23 protein-coding genes are annotated in these 25,582 nt (G+C 62.6%); 12 read left to right on the forward strand and 11 right to left on the reverse strand.

What is annotated here, in order from left to right; translation table 11 throughout:
- Nucleotides 1-96: 96 nt before the first annotated feature.
- Nucleotides 97-1,590 carry a hypothetical protein gene (locus AB8A27_RS23120; RefSeq protein ID WP_441243926.1) on the forward strand — a complete coding sequence of 498 codons (1,494 nt, stop codon included), beginning with the start codon at nt 97-99 and terminating at the stop codon, nt 1,588-1,590.
- Between the two features lie 63 nt (nt 1,591-1,653).
- Complete coding sequence (gene recQ, locus AB8A27_RS23125) at nt 1,654-3,510, forward strand: DNA helicase RecQ (RefSeq protein ID WP_441244992.1); 1,857 nt, start codon at nt 1,654-1,656, stop codon at nt 3,508-3,510.
- Between the two features lie 23 nt (nt 3,511-3,533).
- On the opposite strand, the gene AB8A27_RS23130 is transcribed toward recQ, so the two are convergent.
- Complete coding sequence (locus AB8A27_RS23130; protein ID WP_092148735.1) at nt 3,534-3,866, reverse strand: GYD domain-containing protein; 333 nt, start codon at nt 3,864-3,866, stop codon at nt 3,534-3,536.
- 35 nt (nt 3,867-3,901) lie between these two features.
- Complete coding sequence (locus tag AB8A27_RS23135; protein ID WP_441243927.1) at nt 3,902-4,405, reverse strand: hypothetical protein; 504 nt, start codon at nt 4,403-4,405, stop codon at nt 3,902-3,904.
- Between the two features lie 1,187 nt (nt 4,406-5,592).
- Between AB8A27_RS23135 and AB8A27_RS23140 the strand changes: the two genes are divergently transcribed.
- The gene (locus AB8A27_RS23140; RefSeq protein WP_089263559.1) at nt 5,593-5,790 is read left to right on the forward strand and encodes a hypothetical protein; all 198 of its coding nucleotides are present in this window, start codon (nt 5,593-5,595) and stop codon (nt 5,788-5,790) included.
- Nucleotides 5,791-5,969: 179 nt separating this feature from the next.
- The gene (locus AB8A27_RS23145) at nt 5,970-7,181 is read left to right on the forward strand and encodes a serine hydrolase domain-containing protein (protein WP_441244993.1); all 1,212 of its coding nucleotides are present in this window, start codon (nt 5,970-5,972) and stop codon (nt 7,179-7,181) included.
- A 143-nt stretch (nt 7,182-7,324) separates the two neighbouring features.
- Here AB8A27_RS23145 and AB8A27_RS23150 read toward each other — a convergent pair whose 3' ends face one another.
- Entirely contained in the window at nt 7,325-8,455 is a 1,131-nt protein-coding gene (locus tag AB8A27_RS23150) for a LysR substrate-binding domain-containing protein (protein WP_441243928.1), read from the reverse strand.
- A gap of 168 nt (nt 8,456-8,623) precedes the next feature.
- Between AB8A27_RS23150 and AB8A27_RS23155 the strand changes: the two genes are divergently transcribed.
- The 4 genes from AB8A27_RS23155 to AB8A27_RS23170 are packed head-to-tail and all read left to right on the forward strand — an operon-like array spanning nt 8,624 to nt 13,299.
- Nucleotides 8,624-9,838 (forward strand): serine hydrolase domain-containing protein, encoded by a 1,215-nt coding sequence (locus tag AB8A27_RS23155; RefSeq protein WP_441243929.1) that lies wholly within the window; start codon nt 8,624-8,626, stop codon nt 9,836-9,838.
- 15 nt (nt 9,839-9,853) lie between these two features.
- The gene (locus AB8A27_RS23160; protein ID WP_441244994.1) at nt 9,854-10,795 is read left to right on the forward strand and encodes an ABC transporter permease; all 942 of its coding nucleotides are present in this window, start codon (nt 9,854-9,856) and stop codon (nt 10,793-10,795) included.
- Between the two features lie 13 nt (nt 10,796-10,808).
- Nucleotides 10,809-11,639, forward strand: coding sequence for an ABC transporter permease (locus AB8A27_RS23165; protein WP_441244995.1), 831 nt, complete (start codon nt 10,809-10,811; stop codon nt 11,637-11,639).
- 10 nt (nt 11,640-11,649) lie between these two features.
- The gene (locus AB8A27_RS23170; RefSeq protein WP_441244996.1) at nt 11,650-13,299 is read left to right on the forward strand and encodes a dipeptide ABC transporter ATP-binding protein; all 1,650 of its coding nucleotides are present in this window, start codon (nt 11,650-11,652) and stop codon (nt 13,297-13,299) included.
- Nucleotides 13,300-13,614: 315 nt separating this feature from the next.
- Here the strand turns inward: AB8A27_RS23170 and AB8A27_RS23175 are convergent, their stop codons facing one another.
- The 3 genes from AB8A27_RS23175 to AB8A27_RS23185 form a co-directional block, all read right to left on the reverse strand.
- Nucleotides 13,615-15,186, reverse strand: a complete 1,572-nt coding sequence (locus tag AB8A27_RS23175; RefSeq protein ID WP_441243930.1) for an ABC transporter substrate-binding protein — start codon at nt 15,184-15,186, stop codon at nt 13,615-13,617.
- Nucleotides 15,187-15,213: 27 nt separating this feature from the next.
- Nucleotides 15,214-16,581 carry an aspartate aminotransferase family protein gene (locus AB8A27_RS23180; RefSeq protein ID WP_441243931.1) on the reverse strand — a complete coding sequence of 456 codons (1,368 nt, stop codon included), beginning with the start codon at nt 16,579-16,581 and terminating at the stop codon, nt 15,214-15,216.
- A gap of 437 nt (nt 16,582-17,018) precedes the next feature.
- Nucleotides 17,019-17,402 carry a nitrile hydratase accessory protein gene (locus tag AB8A27_RS23185; RefSeq protein ID WP_441243932.1) on the reverse strand — a complete coding sequence of 128 codons (384 nt, stop codon included), beginning with the start codon at nt 17,400-17,402 and terminating at the stop codon, nt 17,019-17,021.
- A gap of 190 nt (nt 17,403-17,592) precedes the next feature.
- Here AB8A27_RS23185 and AB8A27_RS23190 point away from each other — a divergent pair, with 190 nt between their 5' ends.
- Nucleotides 17,593-19,239 (forward strand): amidohydrolase, encoded by a 1,647-nt coding sequence (locus AB8A27_RS23190; protein WP_441243933.1) that lies wholly within the window; start codon nt 17,593-17,595, stop codon nt 19,237-19,239.
- Between the two features lie 113 nt (nt 19,240-19,352).
- Here the strand turns inward: AB8A27_RS23190 and AB8A27_RS23195 are convergent, their stop codons facing one another.
- Nucleotides 19,353-19,571 (reverse strand): DUF3551 domain-containing protein, encoded by a 219-nt coding sequence (locus AB8A27_RS23195; protein ID WP_441243934.1) that lies wholly within the window; start codon nt 19,569-19,571, stop codon nt 19,353-19,355.
- Between the two features lie 160 nt (nt 19,572-19,731).
- On the reverse strand, nt 19,732-20,016 hold the full coding sequence (locus AB8A27_RS23200; protein WP_441243935.1) for a YMGG-like glycine zipper-containing protein: 285 nt from the start codon (nt 20,014-20,016) through the stop codon (nt 19,732-19,734).
- A gap of 98 nt (nt 20,017-20,114) precedes the next feature.
- On the opposite strand from AB8A27_RS23200, the gene AB8A27_RS23205 reads away from it, so the two are divergent.
- A complete protein-coding gene (locus AB8A27_RS23205; RefSeq protein ID WP_441243936.1) occupies nt 20,115-20,444 on the forward strand; it encodes a DUF6894 family protein in 330 nt (109 codons plus the stop codon).
- 208 nt (nt 20,445-20,652) lie between these two features.
- Complete coding sequence (locus tag AB8A27_RS23210; RefSeq protein ID WP_441243937.1) at nt 20,653-22,095, forward strand: alpha/beta hydrolase; 1,443 nt, start codon at nt 20,653-20,655, stop codon at nt 22,093-22,095.
- A gap of 13 nt (nt 22,096-22,108) precedes the next feature.
- Here AB8A27_RS23210 and AB8A27_RS23215 read toward each other — a convergent pair whose 3' ends face one another.
- Together AB8A27_RS23215 and AB8A27_RS23220 are read right to left on the reverse strand one after the other, a co-directional pair.
- Nucleotides 22,109-22,489, reverse strand: coding sequence for a PLDc N-terminal domain-containing protein (locus tag AB8A27_RS23215; RefSeq protein ID WP_441243938.1), 381 nt, complete (start codon nt 22,487-22,489; stop codon nt 22,109-22,111).
- A 90-nt stretch (nt 22,490-22,579) separates the two neighbouring features.
- Complete coding sequence (locus AB8A27_RS23220; protein ID WP_441243939.1) at nt 22,580-23,053, reverse strand: DUF992 domain-containing protein; 474 nt, start codon at nt 23,051-23,053, stop codon at nt 22,580-22,582.
- 338 nt (nt 23,054-23,391) lie between these two features.
- Between AB8A27_RS23220 and AB8A27_RS23225 the strand changes: the two genes are divergently transcribed.
- Nucleotides 23,392-23,925: a TerB family tellurite resistance protein gene (locus tag AB8A27_RS23225; protein ID WP_441243940.1), complete on the forward strand. Its 534-nt coding sequence runs from the start codon at nt 23,392-23,394 to the stop codon at nt 23,923-23,925.
- 45 nt (nt 23,926-23,970) lie between these two features.
- On the opposite strand, the gene AB8A27_RS23230 is transcribed toward AB8A27_RS23225, so the two are convergent.
- Nucleotides 23,971-25,512, reverse strand: coding sequence for a proton-conducting transporter transmembrane domain-containing protein (locus tag AB8A27_RS23230; RefSeq protein WP_441243941.1), 1,542 nt, complete (start codon nt 25,510-25,512; stop codon nt 23,971-23,973).
- Nucleotides 25,513-25,582 lie beyond the last annotated feature (70 nt).

A 25,582-nucleotide genomic window follows, 5' to 3' on the forward strand; every position in this document is an offset into this window, starting at 1 on the left:
ATCCGCCGGTCGCATTCCTGTTCGACCGGCGGATCGCGTTTTCAGACACTTCATTTTCAAGCTGCGACGGGGATGTTCCCGAACAGAGGCATTGCCATGAAAATTATACTTGGTTTGCTCGCACTGAGCTTTCTGCTCACATCGCCTGCCGCAGCGGCCAAAGGGCCGAAATGCGATTGGGAGCAGGAGGCCGCATATGTACGGGCAACGACCCGCATCGTCGAAGCCGACGTCGAGACCCCCGAGCCACCGCCGGCAACGACGACCTACGCACCGACGCTTACACAGGGCTGTGGATTAGGGACCGAGCTGGTCGATACGCTGGGCACGGGCATCGTGCGCATCAGCCTTCCCAACGGCGGCTTCGCCAACTTCTATCCGATCCTGACAACCGACAAACCCGACGGCGAATGGCGCTGCAACAAGGTGAAGGTCCGCACCGCCTGCGTCGTCAAATCGGAAATCAGCGGTGACGCAACGCTCGTGACGATGCGCGTGGATATGACCCGCAATGCGAGCGAGGAAGTCCTGAAGGTTGACAAGAATGGAGAGGTGACACCGCCGCAGAACGGCAAGTATTTTGCGCTGCTTCCACGCCGGCGGATCGATCGCTACGGCCGCAAGCGCGACGAAGGCGCCATCACGCTGGAACGCGCCGGCGCGATCGCCTGCGGTCGCGGCACCGCCTGTCGCAACAAGAAGATTGTCGCCGCCGAGAAGTCGCTCCTGACGGCGCTGCGGCAGCATCGGCTGGGCGCACTCCCCGTCGCCGACCGGCGCGCAGACGTCCGCGGCTTTCTGACAACATTCCACGATCTGACGCTTGGACAGAAGGCGCTACACCGCGCGATCATGCTCAACGAAATCAGCGTGACCGACGGTCCCGTGCCGGACAACAAGTTCATCTACGCCTCACCCTTCGAGCTGGTTGACGCTGTGCTGTGGAACAGCTCCCCCAGCTATGGCGCACACCAGATCGACATCGGCTCCAACGATGGCGGAGACCTCGGGCCGTTCCGGACCTCGCTCACGCGCGTTCTCGCCAAACACGATGCGGCAACGCTGGGCGCGATCCGTGACCGTACCGTCGGCGGCAAGACCGTGCGTCCGCTTGAAACCTGGGGGCGGGTCTATTCGATTGCCACCTGGGGCGATTTCTATCGTGTCTCGGACGAACTGACCAAGGATCTGAGATCGTCGCAGGGCCGGACAGAATATGCGGGACTGTATCGCAAGTTCCTCGACACCAGCACGGGCTGCATGGCTGTGCTTCGATCCCGCGGTGGCGTTTTCGCGAAGAGCCCGTTTGCCCAGCTCTATGTGATGGACGTTGCCAACCAGAAGGGGCCGACAACAGCCCTCAAGCTTGCACGCTATGCCCAGTCGCTCGCACGCTCGCAATCCGTCGAGGATATCGAGAAAGCCATGATCCAGCGCATTCTCGACGCCAGTTCAGGCAGCGACCATGCCACCGACGTCAAGCGGCGATCGGCCAATGTCACGGCAATCGCCAAGCAGTTTCCCGACCTCGGTGGCGCACCGCCCGCGACCTGCGACGTTGCGGGCTATGGGAGTGTCGAGAAAATCTAGCAGGTTCCCTGTCCGCACGCCGGGATGCACGACAGCCGAATCAGGGTTAGACGTGCAGACATGATGACGTCCCCCGCAGCGATTCGCCGTTCCGAGAGCATGCCGACGGCACTGTCCGTACTGCATTCGGTGTTCGGCCTGCCGGGTTTTCGCGGTGCGCAGGAGGACATTGTCCGCCACGTGACCGATGGCGGCAATTGCCTCGTACTGATGCCGACCGGCGGCGGCAAGTCCCTGTGTTACCAGTTGCCATCCCTGCTGCGCCCGGGCTGCGGCATCGTCGTATCGCCCCTGATCGCGCTGATGCGCGACCAGGTTGCGGGCCTGCTCGAAGCCGGCGTCAAGGCGGCGGTCCTGAACTCTACTTTGTCATGGGACGAAGCCAACGAAGTTGAGCGGCAATTGCTCGCCGGCGAGCTGGACCTTCTCTATATCGCCCCGGAACGGCTGGTGACGCCGCGCTGCCTCTCGATGCTCGGCCGCGCCAGCATTGCCCTGTTCGCCATCGATGAAGCCCATTGCGTTTCGCAATGGGGCCACGATTTCCGCCCCGAATATATCGGCCTCTCGGTCATCGCCGAACGTTTCCCGAATATTCCGCGCATCGCGCTGACCGCCACTGCCGACGATCTGACCCGGCAGGAGATCGTGCAGCGACTGGGCCTCGACGACGCACCGAATTTCGTGGCGAGTTTCGACAGGCCCAACATCAAATACGAAATCGTCGACAAGACCAACGCGCAGAAACAGCTGCAGGCTTTCATTAGCGACCGGCATTCGGGCGAGGCCGGCGTGGTCTATTGCCTGTCGCGCGCCAAGGTCGAGGACACCGCTGCGGCCCTGAACAAGGCCGGCATTCTCGCACTGCCCTATCATGCCGGGCTCGATGCGCGCACCCGCGAGACCAATCAGGACCGCTTCATCAATGAAGACGGCGTGGTGATCGTCGCCACCGTCGCCTTCGGCATGGGCATCGACAAGCCTGACGTGCGCTTCGTCTGCCATCTCGATCTGCCGAAAAGCGTCGAGGCCTATTATCAGGAGACTGGACGCGCCGGACGCGACGGCAAACCGTCGAATGCGTGGATGGCCTATGGTCTGCAGGACATCGTGCAGCAGCGTCGCATGATCGACGAGTCCACCGGCTCCGAAACCTTCAAGCGCGTCTCCATCGGCAAGCTCGATGCGCTGGTCGGCCTCGCCGAAACCGTTGATTGCCGGCGCACGCGACTGCTGGGCTATTTCGGTGAGGAAGCCACCGGCACGCGCTGCGGCAATTGCGACAATTGTCTCTCACCGCCAAAGGTCTGGAACGGCAGCGTCGCCGCGCAGAAACTACTGTCCTGTACCTATCGCACCGGACAGAAATTCGGCGCCATGCATCTGGTGGACGTGCTGATCGGGCGCCTCACCGACAAGGTCAAGCAGTTCGGCCACGACAAGCTCTCGGTATTCGGCATCGGCGGTGAACTCTCGGAGAAGCAGTGGCGTGCGGTGATGCGCCAGCTCGTGGCGCGCGGCTTTCTCTATGCGGATGCAGATAGTTTCAACGCGCTGAAGCTCACCGAGAACGCCCGCGGTGTGCTCAAGGGCGAGATCGAGCTGATGTTTCGCGAGGAAACCGGCGGTAGCGGCCGTGCCCCGCGCAGCAAATCCCGTCGCGGCGATCTCGCGGCACCGCGCAGCGACAACGCCAATCCCGATCTGCTCGCCGTGCTGCGCGCCTGGCGTTCGGAAGTCGCGAAGAAGCGCAACGTCCCGGCCTATGTGGTGCTGCACGACGCCACCATCGATGGCATCGCCAGCGAACATCCCACCACGCTCAGCCAGCTCCGCGAAATCCCGGGGATCGGCGACAAGAAGCTGGAGCATTACGGCGCAGAGATACTCGCTTTGGTGAATGCGACGCCGGGACGATAGCGAGCGATCGAAGCCACGGATGTCTATCGGGCGGGCTTGTACCCCCTGATGACGGACGCCGATTTCTGCAGCGCCGTCACAAGTTCTGCCCCGGTCATCAATGCAGTCGTCTGGCTGGACTTGATGGCGCCGCCCGCTGCAATCGCGACGGCTATGGCCGCCATGCTCTCGATATCCGGCACATCGGCAATCAGCATCACGTCATATTCGCCGAGGCAGTACCAGCCACCGATCAATGTTCCTCCGACGACCTCCGTCGTCTGCCGTCCGACGGATTCAACGCGGTTCTGCGGATTCTTCATTTGCGCGGCCCATGATTCCGGCGTGTAGGCCGCCTGATACATATAGAGCGGCATGTTCGACCTCCGTCAGCCGGGATTGGCCTGCCCCTTCACCGAGAGAAGAGTGCGAGCTTCGCCATTTTCACGGCACGACCTAACTCTATTCGCGCGATGATACCGGCAGCGATCTGCATGGTGGCGCCGATGGCCCAGCTCAGACAGATGATGCCAGCCGTCCTCGGGCCCATGGTTTCACCCAGAATGATACTGGAGACTGACGTGATCGCCGTCACCGATGTGATGAAAGTACCGGCCGCAGTGAGCAGCTCCACCATATCCGCGCTGGTGCCCAGGCCGCGCCATAGTGGCAGATGCATGCGGTAATCGGCAGGGACCTGAGGCAGATCGATCCCGAGATAGAAACCGGTAGCCCCGTAAATGATCATGGCGAACACGACTTCACCCGAACCAATGAAGTCGATGAAGCGGCCGACCTCGGCAACGAACAACCCGCAGGCAGCCCCAAGCAAAGCGAGGCCAGTCCGTTCGAGGATGTGCGCCAACCTGCTGAGAGTCGAGCGGCTATGCCACGATGCGTTGGGCTTGATGATCATATGATCCTCGTCTGCCCATGACCTTGTCGAGGGCGTTTTAAATCCGCTCTCCGCAATAACAAGCAGTAGTACTTACCTAACCTAAGTGAGTTGGCGGCCCCTGCTTCAGTAAAGTAAAAACACACCTTCGCATTCTCGCGGCGCTTTCGCGTCCGAGTTGTGAGCATTCCTTCCCGCCCCCTTGTGAGAGGGCGTGCGGAACGCCAGGTGCCCGTTGCACCCTTGGGCCTGATGCGAATGCGGTCTTCCGCAAGTGAGTGTGCATCAGGACTTTCGGACGCGCCGAGCAAGTGCCCGACGTTCCGCCTGCGGTGTTTTTTTCGACTTGCTTGCACTTTGCCTCAGCGAACGATCCGATCACCGAATTAAAGTCCCAAGGCGATGGGAAGGGAGCCTCAAGCACTTAGGCCGGACGCATTTCGATTTGGTCGTCCGTCACACTGTCCAGGGATCTTTCCATCTCAAGGTCGGCCGTCTCCTTGCCAGTGGCAGTGCTGGCGCAGATCCGTCCTGCCCGAAGACAGACGTCACCCATGAACCGCGTAACGCCGCATCTCCGGCGTCCACCGCATCCAGCCCCGCGAACGTGACGATCGCGCTCGCCCCTCTCAGTGGGGCAGGACGATGGGGATAATAATCCTTATAGGGATGGCGTCAATGGGAGATAGGAAAAAATGTTTGACCCGGACCTCTCCGCTGTCGTCCCCGCGCAGGCGGGGACCCATACACGCTGAAGAACTGGTGAGAGCGTTGTCGTTGTGGCTCTGCGGCTTCAATCACGCTCACCGTGGTTATGGGTCCCCGCCTGCGCGGGGACGACGCGGAGAGGTCAGCATGGCCATACACTCGTCATTCCGGGGCGGCTGCGCGCCTTCGCGCAGACGAACCCGGAATCCCGACCTGTTCAGCGCAAAACATTCCGGGATTCCGGGTTCAGTCCGGCCGCTTCGCGGTCCGTCCTGCCCCGGAATGACAAGCGTGGGTCGGGATTCCCCGGCGTCGAACGATACGTGTGACGTAAATACCGCCAAACGACCAAAACCGCCGCATCCGTGCGTATCCGGTTACGCGACGAAACAAATCTCTGCACCCACGGAACAATTTTCCACACGGACGCCATCGGCTGGAAACCGGCCGGGACTACACCTCTATGTGACAGGTAGCCGCGTAGACGGCAGGAGGCCGCCATGAACCACTCGATCCACAGCGCAGACCGCAGCACGCATCTGAAGATCGTCGTTGTCGCCCTCGTTGCCGGCATCGCGGTTGCAGGTTTCGGCATCGCCGCCCGCACGGGCACCAGCGACGGCACCCAGACGGCCCGCGTCATCAAGGCCGGCCAGCCGACCGCGCTCACCAGTTCGAACACGACGGCGGTTCGCTGATTGTCGCATCAGGACACCGGACCGGTTTGACCTTAATCAACGTGATGCGCCGGTGATCCCGGCGCACCGCGCGATTCAACCTTGGCACCCTCGACAGCCCCTCTGCCCTGCCATAGTAAAATCCTAGCGAAAACCTTGGGCGCATCGACGCGCCGAAGATGCAGGACAGACCGTTGACTGTGACAGATATGGCGCCGGGTGCAGGCGAAGCCAACAGCACCATTCGTCAGGCTTCCGCGACGAGCCCCAAGACCGCAAACCAGACCGCAACCGACGCGATCATCAATTCCTATGCCGGCCGATCGATGCCTATCGATCATCTGCGGACCTTCGTCACGCCCGAGATGAATTTCGCGACGCGCATCATCAAGGCTGGCGCGCCGGTGCGGCCGCTGACTTATGCGAAGCGCGGCCTGCCTGACTTTCCGATCGTCTCCACGGCCGGCAGATTCGACATCTACGACTATGTCTCGCGCAATCGCGTCGCCGGCATTCTGGTGATGAAGAATGACGAGGTCCTGCTCGAACATTACGACCTCGGCATCAATGCCGCCATGCGCTGGCTGTCGATGTCGATGGCGAAATCCTTCAGCACCACGCTGGTGGGCGCCGCCATCCAGGACGGCTATATCCAGAGCGTCGACGACTCGCTGACCAGATATCTTCCCGAATTTTCCGGCACCGCTTTCGAGGGCGTCAGCGTGAAGACGCTGATGCAGATGACCTCGGGCCTGCGCTGGAGCGACGACCAGACCGACGCGAATTCCGAGCGCCGCGCGATGCTGGCATTGCAGGTCGGACAGGAGCCCGGCGCCGTCATGCGCTATATGGCCGAGCGTCCGCGCGCCGCGGCGCCCGGCACACAATGGACCTATTCGACCGGCGACACCCATGTGGTCGGCGCGCTGGTGAAGGCCGCCACCGGCAAATGGCTGAGCGATTATCTCTCGGAGAAGATCTGGTCGAAGCTCGGCATGGAGCAGGACGGCGCCTGGTGGCTGGAAGCGCCGGGTGGACTTGAGGTTGCCGGCAGCGGCATGTTCGCCACCATGCGCGACTATGCCCGCTTCGGCCGGTTCATTCTCGATGACGGCGTGATCGACGGTGAACGCGTGCTGCCGGAAGGCTGGGTCCGCGAGGCCGGGGCCTCCAGACAGATCAACGGCCAGCGCGTCGATTACGGTTACATGTGGTGGATCGTTCCGGCGCCCGACGGCACGCTCGATGACGGCGCCTTCGTGGCGCGCGGCATTTTCGGCCAGATGCTGTACATCAATCCAAAACAGCGCGTGATCTGCGTGGTGCTGAGCGCACGCTCAAAACCGACAACGCTGAACGCGCCGATTCTGGACAATGATTTCTTCAATGCGGTGGTGAAAGCGCTGAAGTAAGCGGCTCTCACGGCTGTCGTCCCCGCGAAGGCGGGGACCCATACACGCTGCGGGATCAGTGAAAGCAACGCAGTCGTAGCTCTGCTGTTTGAACCATATCGACAATGGCTATGGGTCCCCGCCTTCGCGGGGACGACACTCGCCTACCCCACTTTGCTCCGCTTCGCCTGTGCGGCGACGCTCAGCTCGGGCCAGTCCTTCGCGATGGTCTCGATCAGCCAGTTGCGATAGCGCCGGATCAGCGGCGCGTCCCAGCGGTCCGCGCGGGTGATGAAGTAATAGATGCCGTCGGAATAAGGCTGAAAGCTCGCATTGTCCTTTCCGATCTCGACGAGGCGGCCGGATTCCAGCTCATGCGCGACCACCATATGGTTGGACAGCGCAACGCCGCGGCCGTGGACCGCAGCGTCCAGCGTCATGTGGCCCTGCCACAGGCGAGGACCGCCAAGATCGAGCTCGTCATAGATGCCATGGGCCGCCAGCCAGTGCGCCCAGCTGTCGAAATCCTCTTCATGCAGCAGGCGCTGGCTGAGCAGATCACGCGGCGTCTCGATTGCCGGCATAGAGGCAAGGTAGGCCGGGCTCGCCACCGCGACGATCGGCACCCGCGCCGCCTCGGTGCAGCGCAGGCCGGGGGCGAGCTGCAGCGGATTGCCATAGACCGACTCGAAGCGGATATCGATATCCGTCTCGTGCGAAGCGAAATCCGGCCGGCGATCGGTAGGGCGCAGCTCGATCTCGACGTCGCGATTGGCTTTCTCGAACAATCCGATCTTGCGCGACATCCAATGCAGCGCGAAACCCGGCGCGCACCAGATCAGCAGGCGATGATTGTCGCCGCGCCGCATCAGGTCGATGGTGGCATCGGCGATGGCATCCATCGCCGCCGCAATATGCCGGTGATAGCGCACGCCATCGTCGGTCAGCGAAATGCTCGACGACGTCCGGTCGATCAGCTTGGTGCCGGTCCATGATTCCAGCGTGCGCAAATGCCGGCTGATCACCGCGTGATCGCGCCCGAGACTCTGCGCCGCACGGCGCACGCCGCCGAGCCGGGCCACCGCATCGAAGGCACGCAGCGCCTCGAAAGGCGGGATCGACTTGCGCGACGGCGGGTTCAGCGCCGGGGCCGGCGCAGCTCCGCTATCGTCCATCACGACAGGATTGGGGCCTGGACCGGAGACCGGCTTCATCATCCATCCACATTCGGTTGGCGGCGCGACCGCCAGGCGGATCGTGCCAGTGAGACAAACATTCAGCGAAGCAAGAGACATGCCGGTATGCGCAGAGGCAAGTCGGCAGGGCTGCGGCAAGATGGCAGTCTAGCACGGTGCGCCCGGTGCACCACCATGCCCCTCATTGGCATCTTCCGAGCCATCTTGATGACGTTACCCTCGTGCGGTCTAACAATGGCTCATCGCGCGCGGCGCGGCGGCCGCTGCATGGGGATGACGACACTGACCGACCTGTTTCAACGGCCACCCTACCGCGACCCGCTCAATCCCGGCGGTCCGCTGCTGCCGCGCTCCGGCTGGAGCCGGGCGCCGATGCATCGCTGGACCTTCCAGCATATCCGCGAGATGACGCCGACCGCGCAGGTCTGGCGCGGCCCGGGCCCGGTGATGCCGATGCGCGAGAATCTTCAGACGCTGGACGATGTCGCCTTTACCTTCGATGGCCGCGAGCTGAGTTTCGACCGCTTCCTCGCAGACAACGCCACCGACGGCATGCTGGTGCTGCATCGCGGCGCCATCGTCTATGAACGCTACTTCAACGATATGAAGCCGCACAGCCAACACCTGTCGATGTCGATGGCGAAATCCATGGTCGGCATGGTGGCCGGCATCCTCACCGATCGCGGCGTGCTCGATCCCACCGCGCCGGTGACGCAGTATCTGCCGGAGCTTGCGCGCACGGCCTATAGCGGCGCCACCGTGCAGCATGTGCTCGACATGACCACCGGCGTCGTGTTCGACGAATCCTACACCACGCCCGGCTCGCATATGGTGAAGCTCGGCTATGCCTGCGGCTGGCGCGTCAACGACCAGCCGGACTGGCCGCGCACCATGTGGGAACTGATCCTGACGCTCACCGAACAAGACCGCCCGCACGGATCGCTGTTCCAGTATCGCTCCATCGAGACCGACGTGCTCGGCTTCATCCTCGAACGCGCCACCGCAACCTCGCTCTCCGAACTGGTGAGCCGCGAATTATGGGCGCCGATGGGCGCGCAGGAGGACGGCTATTTCACTGTCGATCACGGCGGCTTCGCGCTGGCCGATGGCGGCTTCTGCGCCAGCCTGCGCGACTATGGCCGCTTCGCGCAGATGATCATCAATGGCGGCCGCGCCAATGACCGCCAGGTCATTCCGAAGACGTGGATCGACGAGACCCGCAACAACGGCAATACCGAGATCTTCCAGGGCTTCTTCCGCGAGACGCTGCCCGAGGGCGCCTATCACAACAAATGGTGGATCGAGGACCCGAAAGGCCGCGCCATGCTGGCGCGCGGCATCTTCGGGCAATTGATCTATATCGATCCCGAATCCGAATTCGCTTTCGTCAAGCTCTCGACCTGGCCCGACGTCACCAGCGTGCCGCGTGCCCGCGAGGCCGTCGCCGCCGCGCATGCGATCCGCGATGCGCTCACACGATAACCGAAAGGCCGCGTGATGGGCCGCTTCCTGCTCGGACGTCTGCTGCAGGCGGTGCCGACACTGATCATCGTATCGGCAGCGATCTTCTTTGCCATGCGGCTGATCCCCGGCGATCCCGCCTCGGTGATGCTCGGCGATCTCGCAACGCCCGAACAGGTCGAGGCGCTGCGCCGGGAGATGGGCCTGTCCGGTTCGCTGCCGTCGCAGTATCTGACCTGGCTCGGCCATATCTTCTCCGGCGACTTCGGCAAGTCGATCTCGTCAGACGAACACGTGTTGCCGCTGATGCTGGATCGCTTCGCGGTGTCCGCGACCATCGTCGTTACAGCCGTGGTGTTTGCCGCGCTCATCGCGGTGCCGGCCGGCATGTTCGCGGCATGGAAACAGGGCTCGTTCGCCGACTACGGCACCGTCGCGCTGTCGACTCTCTTGCTGTCGATCCCGAGCTTCTGGCTCGGCCTGATGATCCTGCTGGTATTCGGCATGTGGCTCGAATGGTTTCCCGTCATCGGCTATGTGTCGCTCGGCGAAAACTTTCGCCAGGGCGTGCTGTTCATCTTCATGCCGGTGCTGACGCTGATCATGGTCGAGCTCGGCCCGATCGTGCGCATGGCGCGCGCCTCAACCATCGAAGTGTCGCGGCTCGAATACATCACCCATGCCCGCGCCAAGGGCCTGTCGGAATCCGAGGTGATGTGGCGCCATGCCTTCCGCAACGCCTTTGCGCCGACCTGGACGCTGATCGGCCTGATCCTCGGCGGATTGCTCGGCGGCATCGCCATCACCGAGACGGTGTTCACCATTCCCGGCCTCGGCCGCCTGCTGGTCGAGGCGATCTATGCCCGCGACTATCCGGTGGTGCAGGGCTGCATCCTGTTCATCAGCGTCATCTATGTCATCGTCAATCTGGTGGTCGACATGCTGTATCCGCTGTTCGATCCCAAGATCGCCCAATGAAGATCGCCCAATGATGCGCTATCTCCCCCGCCTCACGCGCGGCCGCGCCAATCTGCTGATCGGCGGCGGCCTCGTCCTGCTGCTGGCCCTGCTCGCCATCTTCGGGCCGATGCTGGCGCCCTATGATCCGCTCAAGCTCAATCTGCGCGCCGTTCTGAAAGCGCCTTCCGCATCGCACCTGTTCGGCGCCGACGAATTCGGCCGCGATGTACTGAGCCGCCTGATCTATGGCGCGCGCACCACCGGATGGATCGCCCTTGCAACCGTTGCCATCGCCGTCTCGCTCGGCCTCCTGTTCGGCATCGTTGCCGGCTTCCTGCGCGGCTGGACCGATCGCATCCTGATGATCCTCAACGACTCGCTGCTGGCCTTTCCCGGCCTGCTGCTGGCGCTGTTCATCATGGCCATCTCCGGCGCGAGCCGCGAAGCGCTGATCCTCGCGCTCAGCGTCGCCTATATGCCGGCGGTGGTGCGCGTCGCCCGCGCCAGCGTGCTGTCGGTGCGCGAGCGCGAGTATATCGAGGCGTCGCGGGTGATGGGCAATTCGGAACTGGTGACCATGGTGCGCCATGTGCTGCCGAACTGCATGGCGCCGATCACCGTGCTCGCCACCACCATGTTCGGATGGGTGATCCTGTCGGAGAGCGCGCTGAGCTTTCTCGGCCTCGGCGTACCGCCGCCGGCGCCGAGCTGGGGCAACATGCTGGCCTCGGGCCGGCCGTTCATCACCCAGGCGCCGTATCTGCTCATCCTGCCGGGCCTGTGCATCTCGCTGACGTTGCTCGGCATCAATATGCTGGGCGACGCGCTGCGCGACTGGCTCGACCCGAAAATGCAGGCGTGATGCGATGAAAATGACACATGATCCATCGCAGCCCGTGATATCAGCCGAGCATCTGACGGTGACCGTCGGCCCCGGCGGCAACAGACTCGTCGACGATGCCAGCTTCTCCATCATGCCCGGCAGCATGCTGGCGCTGGTCGGCGAAAGCGGGTCCGGCAAGACCATGGCCGCGCGCGCCGTGCTCGGCCTATTGCCGACGCCATTGATCGCCGCACCCGGCAGCAGCATCAGGTTTCGCCACACTGAACTCGTCGGCATCGCGCCGCCGGCGCTGCGCAAAATCCGCGGCGCGCATATCGGCATGGTGTTCCAGGAGCCGATGGTGTCGCTCAACCCGTCGATGACCATCGGCCGCCAGATGGCGGAAGGCCTCAAACTGCATCATCGCCGGCTGTCATCAGGCGAGATCCGCGACCGCTGCCTCACGATGCTGAAACGCGTCAGCATTCCCAATCCGGTTCATTGCCTCGACGCCTATCCGCATGAATTTTCCGGCGGCATGCGCCAGCGCATCATGCTGGCCTCGGTGATGCTGCTGAAGCCGGATCTCTTGATCGCGGACGAGCCGACCACGGCGCTCGATACGCTGGTGCAGCGTGACGTGCTCGACCTGATGGTGGAACTGACGCAGGAGAACGGCACCGCGGTGCTGCTGATCAGCCACGATCTCGGGATGGTTTCGCATTATGTGCGCGACGTCGCGGTGATGCTGAAAGGCCGGATCGTCGAACAGGGCCGCAGCTATGAGGTGCTGTCGTCGCCGCAGCACGACTACACGCAGCGTCTGGTCGACGCGCTGCCGCGGCGAAGCGCCGGCGGACTGCGCAGCGCCCGCACGGTCAAGCCGCTGGTCGAACTGCGCGATGTCGTGATCGACTATGCGGGACGCCCGCGCCTGTTCGGCCGCACCGAGGCCAAGCGCGCCGTCGACGGCGTCGATCTCACCATCGGCGAGGGCGAGACGCTGGCGCTGGTCGGCGGCTCCGGCTCCGGCAAGACCACGCTCGGGCGCGCCACTGTCGGCCTGATCACGCCGACCTCGGGCAACATCGCCTTCCGCGGCGGACAGATCATGACCTGGCGCGGCCGCGCGGCGCGGCTGCAGCGCGAGGAAATGCAGATCATTTTCCAGGACCCCTATTCGTCGCTCGATCCGCGCCAGCGCATCGGCGATATCGTCGGCGAACCACTGCGCCTTGACACCACGATGGACGGCAAGGCGCGCGACAAACGCGTGCGCGAGGTGTTGGACGAGGTCGGCCTCCCCAAAGACTTCCTTCGCCGGCTGCCGCATCAGCTCTCCGGCGGCCAGCGCCAGCGCGTGGCCATCGCCCGCGCTATCGCAAGGCGTCCCGCCTTCGTGGTTGCCGACGAGCCGGTCTCGGCGCTCGACATGACCGTGCAGAAGCAGATCCTGAAACTGATCCGCGATCTGCAGGACCGCTACGGGTTTGCATGTTTGTTCGTCTCGCATGATCTCGGCGCCGTGGAACAGGTCGCGGATCGTGTCGCCGTCATGCAGAACGGGCGGATCGTCGAAGTCGGCAGCCGCGACGATATCTTCGATCGCCCGCAGCATGATTATACGAAGCGGCTGCTGAATGCGGCGATGCTGCTGGACCGGAGGTTTGAGGGAGCGGCGGTGGCGACGGCTATCTAGCTCCACCCCCATCTTCGTCATGCCCGGGCTTGTCCCGGGCATCCACGCCTTGGCCTTGAGCAAGTAAGACGTGGATGGCCGGGACAAGCCCGGCCATGACGGAGTTTCGTAAAGCTCACGTTGGAGCTCTGTCCTCATCCTGAGGAGCGGTCGTCTTCGACCGCGTCTCGAAGGATGGCCGCAGACGCCGGCGTCTGACATCCATGGTTCGAGACGCGCGCAAGAGCGCGCTCCTCACCATGAGGGCGGAGTACGAAAAAACCCGGAGCCGTCGCTGGCTCCGGGTCTTCAAGTTGGCCGTAACGCTGCGGGGCGTTACGGCTTCTTCCACACACCCCAGGCGCGCGGTTTTTCGAGCGGCCACGACTCGTAATTCACGAGTTTCGGCGAGACCGCCTCGATCACGGGATAATAATAAAGGCCGAGGATCGGCACTTCCTCCGCCATCTTGGCATGGAGCTGCTTCAGGAGCGCCTTGCGCTCGTCGAAGCTGGTGGTCGTGAGCGCCTTGAGATAAAGCGCCTGCGCCTCCGCATCGTCCCATTGCGAGGTCGGCGCCTTGGCCTTGTTGCCGATGATGGTGCCATACATCAGCATCGGGTCGGCGCGGGAGGAATAGCCGAAGGACTGCAGCTGGAACTTGCCGCTCATCCAGTTCTCGAGCTGAGCGGCCCAGTCGATCACGTCGAGCTGCACGTTGAAGCCGGCGGCGTTGAGCATGGCCTGCACCACAACGGCATTCTCATACATGCCGATATAGCGCTTGTTGGTCTGCATCTTGATCGGCTCGCCCTTATAGCCGGCCTCCTTCAGCAGCTTCTTCGCGGCTTCCGGATCGTATTTCGGCCAGGCCTGGAACGACTTGTCGAAATAGGCCGAGGATTCCGCGACACCCGACGGATTGAACTCGGTGAGCCCGAGCAGTTTGGTTTCGGCCATTTCCTTGAAGTCGATCGCATGCGCCAGAGCGCGGCGAATCTTGACGTTCGACATCAGGGGATCGGAGGTCTGGATCAGGATCGCCGACAGCGACAGGCCCGGCGCGGTCTTCACGATGGCGCCGCGCTTCTTCATCTCCTCGATGCGCGAGACCTGCAGATAGGTGACGATATCGACCTGTCCGGCGAGCAGCGCGGTTTCCGCCGCTGTCTTGTCGGGAATGACGACGAAACGGACCTCGTCGAAATAGCTGGTGCGGTCGCCGCCGAAGCCATCGCGCTTCTGCTTCGACGGGACATAGTCCACAAAGCGCTCCAGCGAGACATATTGCTCCTTGCGCCACTCCTTCAGCTTGAACGACCCGGAGCCGATGGCCGAATTGGCGATCCAGTTGCCGTCGGCATCGACATTCCTCGGGCTGGCGATCCAGAAATTGCAGACGATGTCGGCGAGCCGCACCAGAAACAGCGTATTCGGCTTGTCGAGAGTAAACACGACGGTGCCGTCGTCCGGCGCTTCCACCGACTCGACCTTCATGCCCCGCGAGCCATCGAAGCTCGCGGCACACACCCACGGTGCCCCCGACTTGGGAGCCGCCATGCGGCGCTCCCACAGCCACTTGACGTCGGCGGCCTTCACTCTGTCGCCGTTGTGATAGACCATGTTTTCACGCAGCTTGAAGCTGTAGGTCCTGCCGTCCGGCGAGACATCCCAGCTCTCGGCCGCCGCGGGGCCGATGGTCATGTCGTTTCGGTGTGCGACAAGCTGCTCATAGATATGGTTGAGGACGTGATCGGTGAGATTGTCGCTGCGCGAGGCGTCGAGCGTGCGGATATCCGCCGTCATCACGATCCGCATCGTGCCACCGCGAATCGGCTCCTCGGCGGCGACCGCCCCCGCAAAAGCAAAGGCCGCAACAAGCACGGCGAAAGCTGATCTCATCCTCATGCGGTTCTCCAAATTACGTTGAAATATTTACAGGTCAAAATGCCGTGCCGTCTCGTCGAGCGCGCGCTTGAGCTTGTCGACGATCTCGTCGATCTCGGCATGGGTGATGACCAGCGACGGACTGAGCACGATGGACTGGCCGACCGCGCGGACGATCAAGCCCTGATTGTAGGAGGCTTCGCGGCAGAAGATGCCGGCGCCGTCCTCGACCGTGAAAATCTCGCGGGTGTCCTTGTCCCTGACCAGTTGCAGCGCCGCCAATGTGCCGATGCCGCGCACCTCGCCGACGATCGGATGCTGTTCGAACTGCGCCAGCGCCTGATGCAGATAGGGACCGATATCGTCGCGCACGCGATCGACAAGGCATTCGCGTTCAATAATGTCGATATTGGCGAGCGCCACGGCGCAGGCAACGGGATGGCCCGAATAGGTGTAGCCATGGGCCAGCAGGCCGCCGGCGCCGATGGTCTCGAACACCCGCTTGTTCATCGCCACCGCGGCAATGGGCAGATAGCCAGAGGAGAGGCCCTTGGCCATGGTCATCAGATCCGGCGTGATGCCATAGGCCTGCGCCCCGAACCATTCGCCGGTGCGGCCGAAGCCGCAGATCACTTCGTCCGCAATCAGCAGAACATCGTATTTGCGGCAGATGCGCTGGATTTCCGGCCAATAGGTCAAAGGCGGATCGATCACACCGCCGGCGCCCTGCACGGGTTCGCCGATAAAGGCCGCGACGTTCTCGGCTCCGAGTTCGAGGATCTTCTGCTCCAGCGCCTGCGCGGCCTGCAGCCCGAACTCCTCCTTGGTCAGCTCGCCGCCGAACATGTACCAGTGCGGATGCTGGATATGCGCGAAACCGGGGAGCGTGCCCCCGTCCATGGCATGCATATGCGGCATTCCGCACAGGCTGGCAGCGGCCAGCGTGCTGCCATGATAGGCCATGGTGCGGCTGATGAAGGTGCGCTTGTTAGGCTTGCCCTGCAGTTTCCAGAAATAGCGCACCATGCGGACGATGGTGTCGTTGGCCTCGGAGCCGGACGAGGTGAACAGGAAGTGGTCGAGCCCTTCCGGCGTGAGCTGCGAGAGCTTGTGCGCGAGCTCCGTCATGGCCGGCGTCGTCGACTGGAAGTGGTTGCTGTAGAATGGCAGCTCCGCCATCTGCCGGGCGGCGGCATCCACCAGTTCCTGCCGGCCATAGCCGACATTCACGCACCACAGCCCGGCCATCCCGTCGAGAAACCGGCGGCCGTCACTGTCCCAGATCTGGCAGCCCTCGCCACGCACAACGACGCGGGTCTTGCCGCCGGTGATCACGGCGGGATCGGTGAACGAATGGACGTGATGCGCGCCGTCGAGCGCCTGCCAATCGCCGGTTGTTCTTGTTGTATCGAGCATCTTTTTCTCCGACGACGCCGGACAGCCACGACAGGGCCAGCGTCAACGAAGGGATCATCGAATTGCCCGAGCGATTGTGGGAGATGCCAAACAGGGGGGCGGTGGTGCGCAGCGCGCACCGTGGGGGATGCTTACCTCTCCCCGCTTGCGGGGAGAGGTCGAAGGCGAGCGAAGCGGAGCCTTCGGGTGAGGGGGAGTCACCACAGGCTCCGAGCGCGTGGAGAGGGGGGGGCGCCCCCCCCCCCCCCCCCCCCCCCCCGGGGGGGGGGCGCCCCCCCCCCCCCCCCCCCCCCCACCCCCCCCCCCCCCCCCCCCCCCCCTCACCACAGGCTCCGAGCGCGTGGAGAGTCCCCCTCACCCGCCCTCCACATGCTTCGCATGTGAAGGACGACCTCTCCCCGCAAGCGGGGAGAGGTTTAAGGGACGCGTCGCTGCAGCTAGTGAAAATCCGCCGGGGTCAGTTCGATCGGCTGGCCATGCGGCGTGCGATCGGCGGCGTGGTCCCAGGCATCGCGATAACGGTGCAGCGTATCGGCCGTGGTCACGCCCTTCTCGGCGATCAGGTTTTCCAGCGTCGCCAGCCAGTGCCGGTAATAGGTCTCGCCGGTGTCGGCATCGCCGCCGGCCTGTGCGCGCTTGATCTCGGCTGCGAGCGCCGCAGCCCATTCCGTCCAGGTGAACACGCCGCGCTCATGCAGCGTCACGGCCATGGCGAAAGCCTGGGCCTCCCACGGCTCGCGAAACACCGGCCCCTCGGCGTCACAGGGGATGCTCGGGATTTCGACCGTCGCACGGGTTGCAGCCTGGGTATTGGTCGTCATCACACGAGCTCACATCACTTGTTATCTGAACATGCTGCCAACATCGGAATCCATCACAGATGCCGCTGCAAGGCAATGTGCGGGGCAATGCTGAAACCGCGGGCTTGCATTGCCCAATGTGCAATCTTGCCGCGCGCGCGAATTTGCGTCATTCGCTGCGCGTGGCCAATTGACTGAAGGTGGAATGCATATGAACGAGCCGAGCCTGATCCTTACCGGAGGTCGCATTTTCTGCGGCCTCAACGAAGGCTTCGTCGAAGCGATCGCGATCAAGGACGGCCGCGTGCTGGCCACGGGCAGCGCCGAAACGATCGCCGAGCTTGCCGGCCCGGAGACGCGCATCGTCGAACTCGCCGGCCGCACCGCCATCCCCGGCCTGAACGATGCGCATATGCATCTGCTGCCGCTCGGCCTGACCATGACCGAAATCAATCTGCGGCCGGAGACCGGCGCCAACTCGATTAGCGAAATCCTGCGTCGCGTCGCCGAGAAGGCCAAGACGGCCAAGCCCGGCGAATGGATCAACGGACGCGGCTACGACCATTACGAGCTCGCCGAAAAGCGACACCCCACCGCCGAAGAGCTCGATCAGGTTGCGCCGAACAATCCAGTCTATCTCAAGCGCACCTGCGGCCATGTCGCCGTGATCAACACGCAGGCGATGCGCGCGGCCGGCATCGGCCACAACACGCCGCAGCCCGATGGCGGCATGATCGAACGCCGCGACAACAAGCTGACAGGCCTGCTCGCCGAACGCGCGCTGCGCCTGATCGTGGATGCCGCGCCGAAGCCGAGCGCCGAACGCCTGCGCGATGCGATCGACCGCGCCAGCCGATTCATGCTCGAGCAAGGCTTCACCAGCGTGATGGATGCTGCGGTCGGCATGACCGCGGGCATGGACGAGATCGATGCCTATGAGCACCTTGCCAAATCGAACACGCTGCCGATCCGCACCTGGGTCTGTATCTATGGCAACACCGACGGTATCGGCGATCAGGCACATGCCGCCGGTTATCGTTTCGGCCGCGAGGTCGGCATGCTGCGCTACGGCGCGATGAAAGTGTTCGGCGACGGCAGCGCCGGCGGCCTCACCGCCGCGATGTCCGAGCCCTATCTCGTGGGCGATCCCGATAACCGCGGCATCTTCTGCTACACCGACAAGGAAATGCACGACTATCTCGCGCATTATCATGGCCTCGGTTACCAGCTTGCCATCCACGCCATCGGCGATGCCGCCATCGAGCAGGTGCTGTCAGGGATCGAGAAGGCGGGTACGGCGGACAAACCGGTGCTCGGCCGCCGCCATCGCATCGAGCATTGCGGCTTCCTGAGCGACAGCCAGATCGCACGCATGGCAGCCGCGGGCATCGACCCGGTTCCGCAGCCGGTCTTCATGTATGAATTCGGCGATCTCTACATCACCAATCTCGGCCAGGCGCGCACCGATGTCGCCTATCCCATGCGCAAGTGGTTCGACGCCGGCCTGCATCCGGCCGCAAGCTCGGACGCGCCGGTCTCCACCACCGATCCGTTCAAGAACCTGTTCACGATGACGACGCGTATGTCGAACCGCCATACGGTGCTTGGCGAAGGACAAAAGCTGTCGATGGCGGAAGCGATCCACGCCTACACTTATTTCGGCGCCTATACGCAATTCGCCGAGGAGCGCGTCGGCCGTCTGGTGCCGGGTCAGCTCGCCGATATCGCCGTGCTCAGCCACGACGTCTTCACCTGCGCGCCCGAGGAAGTGGAGAAGGGCACCCGCTGCGATCTCACCATTCTCGGTGGCAACGTCGTCTTCGACAGGCTGGGTCAGGTCGCCGTCGCGGCGGAATAAAGAGAGCGCGAGAAGCGGCGACCTTGCCGGGAGGTCGCCGCTTCGTCTGTGCATAAATGTACCGTCGCCAAACGACATGGCGACGGCCGCCGATTCAAAAGCGACGTAACGCCTTAACGGACGCGCTTGCGACAGGAAGCACCTGTGCCGCTGACCGCTGCACGGCATTGGTCGATCGTGTCATAACTACAATCGGTGCCCCGCGACTGCGATTTGGCGCACCATGCCCTTCCCTTGGCTTCGCTCTGCGTGGTGACGAATACCATGCTTGCGCTCGCGACGATCGTGGAAGCAAGCAGGGACAATAGAAAACGCTTCTTCAGGTTCTGCATCGCATCCTCCTTTTCAATCACGAAACAATGGATGAACCGATTGCGTGACGATATCGGGTATTGACCTGAGTCCGAGCCGCGGAACTACTCATGCGCCAACGGCGAAAGATCGCGATGCGCCGGAATGGTTATCGCAGCTGCGGCGGTGCAATCGTATCGCTTACCTGCAATAGCGATGCGATACCGGGTGGGATCTTCCGTGCGATGACCGAACCCAACAACGGCCATGGCGCCAGTAATACCGGCTGTGCATATGCCGCCTCTGGCTCCCCACCACCGCTCCGGTGGCAGCGCCAATGGCCGCACCGCGTCGCCCGCCGACGGCGCCACCAATGATCGCACCGGACACTGCGCCGCGTCCTGCTGCGCTTTGGGCAAGCGCATCCGCCAGCGGAACTACTGCAGACAGCGTGAGTAGAACGAGCAAGGTTGAGATCCGGCGCATGCGTAACTCCCTGACAATTGATGCTCTGTGGCCCCCTCACCTGTCCCAATTTGAAATGCACTTGCAGAGCCATAGCTATCGGGGAAAACCCTTGGCCGGTGCGCGTGACGCGCTCGGCGACCCTGCACGCCACCATCTGTAGCGGAACCAACGCCGACCGCATGTGCCAGCGCCTTACTAATTATTCACTGGGACGCGCCGCCCTTCCGAATTACTGGAGCGCGATGCGATACTTTTTCCATATCCTGGACGGGCCGAAAGTTTTTCCCGATGAGGTCGGAAGCCGCCTTGCAAATCCGACGCTCGCGATCACGCAGGCACGGGCCCTTGCTACGGAATTGAGCAAGGCCGGCGCGCTTTGCAGGTCTCACCTGGTGTTTGTTCTCGACGAGAATGGCAACCGTATATTCGGATGCCGGGCCAACTGACGGCTTCGTATATGGCTGCCGCCGTCTATACGGATCGTGACATCCGTCGAAGGAGTTGCCGCGTATCAGGGTAAAGCCCGATACCCGCTCGGGTGCTTTCCCCTATATCTCCTGTCGCGCTTCAAGTTTTCCGGGCTATCCTGCACCACATCGTCATTTACGGGGTTCGGTCGTGCGGGCCAGAATCTTCAGATTTGCAAAGATCCTGATGGCGTTTGTCGGCATCGCGCTGATGACGATCTTCGCTGTCCGCATCTACGATTCACAGCGAGGGCTGCCACTCGAGACATGGCATACTTACGTTCCGCATGAGCTCCATGCGAGCAAGCTGGATACTGCCGACTGGGCGCAATACATGGCGGCCGAGGCGGTGCTTTTCGACGAAGTCCGGCGCGAAGTATCGCAGAAGCTCGATGCGACAGAACGTGTGCCACCCAATCGGTATTTCGAAGGCAGCCCGGTCTATCCCCCGCATTTCGTGCAGGATTTCAACCGCTCCTTTGTGCTGGAGCCGAAGGGCAAGCCGATCGGAGCGGTCGTGCTCCTTCACGGCCTGACCGATTCCCCCTACAGCCAACGCCATATTGCGCGCTTCTACCGCGATCAGGGCTTCCTGGCGATCGTACCAAGGCTGCCGGCACATGGCACGGTTCCAGCCGCTCTGACCGACGTCGAATGGGAAGACTGGTTGGCTGCCACACGGCTGGCAGTGCGGGAAGTCAAGAAGCGTATGGATCCGTCTGTACCGCTGCATCTGGTGGGATTTTCCAATGGCGGTGCACTGGCCATCATGTATGCGCTGGATGCCATCGACGATGAAAAACTGTCGCGACCCGACCGCCTGATACTGATCTCGCCGATGGTCGGCATCACCAGTTTTGCGCGCTTTGCCGGCCTCGCGGGATTTCCGGCAATTCTGCCCGCCTTCGCCAAGGCCGCATGGCTCGACATCGTGCCGGAGTTCAATCCCTTCAAGTACAATTCATTCCCGGTGAACGGCGCGCGTCAATCGCATCTTCTAACCAGGGCTCTGCAAAGAAGGCTCGCGCGCTATGCGGGTGAAGGCAGACTGGGTCAGTTTCCACCCATCCTGACATTCCAGTCGCTGATGGATTTCACGGTGAGCACCCGGGCCATCGTCTCCGACCTTTATGCCCATCTGCCGGCCAATGGGAGCGAACTCGTTCTGTTCGACGTCAACCGCACCGCCCGGTTTGGTCCCCTGCTCCGCACCAGCACCGATACCGCGCTGGCACGCATCGTACCCGCCGGCCCGCGGCGCTACCGCCTCGCCGTCATTACCAATTCCGGCGACAATAATGACGACGTGATCGAGCGCGTGACCGAGGCCGGCGCTTTCGCCGAGCATTCTCGCCCGCTCGGCCTGAACTATCCACGCGGCTTCTACTCGCTATCGCATGTGGCGCTGCCATTTCCGGTCAGCGATTCCCTCTATGGAGTGGAGCCGGACAAGTCCGAGGATTTTGGCGAGAATCTCGGGACCCTGGCGCCGCGCGGGGAACGCAATGTGCTGATCGCCAGCCTCGACTCGCTGATGCGGGCGTCATCAAACCCGTTCTTCCCCTATATGGTCGGCCGGATCGGCGAGAGCATTCTCGCCCCTGCAAAGACCGCCCCATCCACCCGGTAGAGCGATATCGGACCTATCGGACCAGACCGGTCCTGAGGCGCGTATATTCCGCCTCTGTAATAGAGCCCGCCGATTTCAGGCGATCGAGTTTCTCGATCTCATCGGCAACACTGAATCCCACCGCCCGGCGCAAGTCGTCGCGAGCCTCCTTGGCCCGCTCGGCGTTCCGCTCAGCCATGCTGCGGCCGTGCACGAGCAGGTAAGCAAAGATGCCGATATAGGGCAGGACAATGAGCAGTATCACCCAGCATACCTTGCCGATACCGGACACGTCATGGCGGCGAAACAAATCGCCGGTGATCACGATAAAGAGCCAGAACCACAGCACGAACATGAACACTGCAAATACATCGGCCACGAAATTCGCGAATGTGAAGCCACCCTGAAACAGCATGATCAGTCTCCATTCCGAAATTCGTTTGCGATCACCTTCGCCTCTGGACTCCCGATTCCGATGCCGGCGATGACCTATAATAAATACCGACTATCGAAGAACGAGATTGGATATGCCCAGTGCCAGGTTCAGTCCGATCTGGCCCTCGACGGACAGCGGCTGCAGCGTGATCGTGCGGCGTGATCCGCCGATCAGGACGTTGGCACCAAGACCCAGGCCAAGTGCAACATTTGCGCTTGCCCCGACATAGCTGCCTCTCAATGTGCCGCGGCCGATATTACTGTTTCGCGCAAAGACGCCCCAGAACAGTGTCCCACCCCGGGTGACGCCAACATCGAGGCCAACCCGCCTGATCGTGCCTCTGTAGTTATATTGCCGCGCACCCACGGTGGACAGGAAGACACATTGCATCTCCTGGCGTGAGCCAAGAACCAGCCCGACTCTCGGACCGGTGCTGCATGTCAGCCCGCCGACGCGCAAAAGCTGTTGCGCGTGAGCCTGTGCGGGTAACATCTGCGGGATCAGGAAGGCACATGCCACCGTCAATATGCGAATGTTGAACATTTGCTCCCCTCTCGAAGCCGCGACAAGAATGACCTGACCTCTGCCGCACGAGGCTAGCCGTCAGCACGTAATAGGTAATCGGGAAAAACCCTGAGGAGGTCATGATGAGTACCCGGATTGCCCGGAATAACGGCCTGGATTCAGGTGCGCAGCGCGCGCCCCGTGGAGAGCTTCAGGTCATTCGCAGGGAGCGGAGCGCCACAAGTGCGGCTGTTTTGCCCCTGTTTTGGCTGAATCCGAAACTTTAAAATTCTGTAAGAAAGTTGCAGTGCTGATGGGCGAACGCCATCTCCAGCTTGGACGATTGCTCCTGAACTTCCCAGATATCGCGAGCCTGGATGGCCGGCCGTCAGAGCACAGTCATCATCGTCCCTGGAGAGAATGGTCGAGTGATGTTTGGATCAATCAAGGCGTTCATCTCGCGTGCGATCGAAGACGCCAATCAACGGAAACACATCGGGCAGAGAGAGCTTCTCGTCGCGACCGCGGCATTGCTCATCCGCGTTGCCACCGTCCATAGTGAGCTATCGGACCTCAGGCGCGCCAGATTGCACGCCATTTTCAGATCGCTTGATGGGCTCGATGACACGGCGACGGCTCAGCTGCTCGCTGACGCGGATATAGTCGCCCGTCGCGCCGTCGATCTCTATCGCTTTACGCGGCAGCTGAATGAATCGCTCGACGACGATGGACGTCGACGGATCGTTCAACTGATGTGGGAGATCGTTTACGCCGATCAGCGGGTCAACGAATTCGAAGAGAATGCGATCTGGCGCGCCGCGGACCTTCTGGGTGTATCGTCCCGGCAGCGCGTCGAACTTCGTCAGCGCGTCGTCGCTGGCATCAAGAATTTGGCCGCGGTGACGGCCTGACGACACGATCATCGTATCCATGGAGATGTCGATCTTCCGGCGTGCTCACTGGGCCAACAGTGCCGCTCCGAGAGCCAGCGTTAGCACGAGCAGTGAAATTCCTGCGACATGCCATTGGCGAAGCATGCCCTCCGCTTGCTCGATCGTCTTGCCCCAGGCCGGAGCGACCTTCACGCAGCTGTCCAGAACGACGACGATATCTCCTTCGGGAATATGTGGCAGCCGCCGCACCCAGCGCCACACCACTGCCGCCAATATGGCGCCCAACAGCACTGGGAACAGGGCTTTCCACAGCAACTCTGGCGCCAGAGGGTTGGGCAACATTCCTTCGGGGACCGCGAGGAATAGGGCCCATGGTACGACGAGCGACGCTGCAGCGGTCGACAGCCATGGCCAGAACAGGCTTGGCGCCGCTGTCGCCTCCTGATCCGTTGATACGGTCGTGATAAGGCGTCGTACGAACTGCAGCATGAGCAGCGTCGTGCCGACAGCCGACAGCGTTGCAACCGTATTGGCGGCCCCATCCCCGAGCGGTCCGTCGACCACGATCTTTGCCAGCGCACCGCCGGTCAGCGGGAGACCGCCAAGGCCGACTGCGATGATCGCCACAGGAAGCAGCATGGGCCACAGATACCGGCGACCGGTCGCGGCGATGACGCCGATGGAAAGAAATAGCGCGCCTTTGACCAGAACGTGGTTTGCAGAATAGAAGATCGCCGCCAGTGCAGCACGGCCATCTCCCGCGATCATGCCCATGCCAATGACAGCTACGATGAATCCCATCTGGCTGACGCTCGAATAGGCCAGCACAACTTTGGGCCTGCGTTGCGTTATTCCAATGACCACCCCATAGAGCGCCGCGAACAAGCCTGCAGCTGCGAGTAACGTCCCTGTATGGGGCAACGCCGTATCGAGGGGGAGAAAGCGGATCATTCCGAGGATACTTGCCTTGACGGCTGCGCCACTCAGCACGGCGGCAGCCGGCGTCGGCGCTGCCGCATAGGCGCGTGGCATCCAGACGTGAAATGGAACAAGACCTGCCTTCATGCCAAAGCCTGCGATCAACAGGCCGATGATCAGGTCGCGGTGTGGCGACATTGGTAGTGCGGCCGCGGCATCAGCGATTAACAGCCCATTGCCGGGAATATCTGCCGCGAGCAGCACGAAAGCGATCAGCAACAATGTCTCCGCCAGCAGCCCAAGACCGATATAGAGCGCGCCCGCACGCCACGCATCGGCCGTTTCATGCTGGATGATGAGGCCGCAGGCGCCGAGCGTCAGCATCGCCAGGAACAAATAGAAGCCCACCATATCGGCAGCGAGAAATACACCGATGCAACCCGTCAGTGCGGCGAGCCAGCACACGGCGAACCGCCCGCGGTTCCGCCTGCCCTGCAGATATGGCGATGCATAGGCCCCGGCCGTGATCCACAGCAGCGCAGCAACGCCGAGCAGCAGCGCGCCGGGGAGATCAAGCGTGAAAGTCAAATGCAGACGGGGCGGGCCGACGACAAGCGGAGAATCATCGGCAACAAAAAGGACGGCCGCAAATGCAGGGATCGGAGCAAAGGCCAGATACGAGGGCATTCGCAGCAAAGCCCCTGGCCAGAGGCATGCCAGCAGCATCCCGAGCGGAAAAAGCAAGGCGCCAGCGAGC

Origin of the sequence: Tardiphaga sp. 768_D3_N2_1, assembly GCF_052076105.1 — a bacterium.
Classification (GTDB): domain Bacteria; phylum Pseudomonadota; class Alphaproteobacteria; order Rhizobiales; family Xanthobacteraceae; genus Tardiphaga.

Coding starts and splice junctions, on each gene's coding strand:
- AB8A27_RS23140 (WP_089263559.1), top strand. CDS start 5,593: ATGAACCACTCGATCCACAGCGCAGACCGCAGCACGCATCTGAAGATC.
- AB8A27_RS23135 (WP_441243927.1), bottom strand. CDS start 4,405: ATGATCATCAAGCCCAACGCATCGTGGCATAGCCGCTCGACTCTCAGC.
- AB8A27_RS23220 (WP_441243939.1), bottom strand. CDS start 23,053: ATGTTCAACATTCGCATATTGACGGTGGCATGTGCCTTCCTGATCCCG.
- AB8A27_RS23185 (WP_441243932.1), bottom strand. CDS start 17,402: ATGACGACCAATACCCAGGCTGCAACCCGTGCGACGGTCGAAATCCCG.
- AB8A27_RS23130 (WP_092148735.1), bottom strand. CDS start 3,866: ATGCCGCTCTATATGTATCAGGCGGCCTACACGCCGGAATCATGGGCC.
- AB8A27_RS23165 (WP_441244995.1), top strand. CDS start 10,809: ATGCGCTATCTCCCCCGCCTCACGCGCGGCCGCGCCAATCTGCTGATC.
- AB8A27_RS23195 (WP_441243934.1), bottom strand. CDS start 19,571: ATGCAGAACCTGAAGAAGCGTTTTCTATTGTCCCTGCTTGCTTCCACG.
- AB8A27_RS23120 (WP_441243926.1), top strand. CDS start 97: ATGAAAATTATACTTGGTTTGCTCGCACTGAGCTTTCTGCTCACATCG.
- AB8A27_RS23180 (WP_441243931.1), bottom strand. CDS start 16,581: ATGCTCGATACAACAAGAACAACCGGCGATTGGCAGGCGCTCGACGGC.
- AB8A27_RS23230 (WP_441243941.1), bottom strand. CDS start 25,512: ATGCCCTCGTATCTGGCCTTTGCTCCGATCCCTGCATTTGCGGCCGTC.
- AB8A27_RS23160 (WP_441244994.1), top strand. CDS start 9,854: ATGGGCCGCTTCCTGCTCGGACGTCTGCTGCAGGCGGTGCCGACACTG.
- AB8A27_RS23215 (WP_441243938.1), bottom strand. CDS start 22,489: ATGCTGTTTCAGGGTGGCTTCACATTCGCGAATTTCGTGGCCGATGTA.
- AB8A27_RS23170 (WP_441244996.1), top strand. CDS start 11,650: ATGACACATGATCCATCGCAGCCCGTGATATCAGCCGAGCATCTGACG.
- AB8A27_RS23175 (WP_441243930.1), bottom strand. CDS start 15,186: ATGAGGATGAGATCAGCTTTCGCCGTGCTTGTTGCGGCCTTTGCTTTT.
- AB8A27_RS23210 (WP_441243937.1), top strand. CDS start 20,653: ATGGCGTTTGTCGGCATCGCGCTGATGACGATCTTCGCTGTCCGCATC.
- AB8A27_RS23155 (WP_441243929.1), top strand. CDS start 8,624: ATGGGGATGACGACACTGACCGACCTGTTTCAACGGCCACCCTACCGC.
- recQ (WP_441244992.1), top strand. CDS start 1,654: ATGACGTCCCCCGCAGCGATTCGCCGTTCCGAGAGCATGCCGACGGCA.
- AB8A27_RS23225 (WP_441243940.1), top strand. CDS start 23,392: ATGGCCGGCCGTCAGAGCACAGTCATCATCGTCCCTGGAGAGAATGGT.
- AB8A27_RS23190 (WP_441243933.1), top strand. CDS start 17,593: ATGAACGAGCCGAGCCTGATCCTTACCGGAGGTCGCATTTTCTGCGGC.
- AB8A27_RS23150 (WP_441243928.1), bottom strand. CDS start 8,455: ATGTCTCTTGCTTCGCTGAATGTTTGTCTCACTGGCACGATCCGCCTG.
- AB8A27_RS23200 (WP_441243935.1), bottom strand. CDS start 20,016: ATGCGCCGGATCTCAACCTTGCTCGTTCTACTCACGCTGTCTGCAGTA.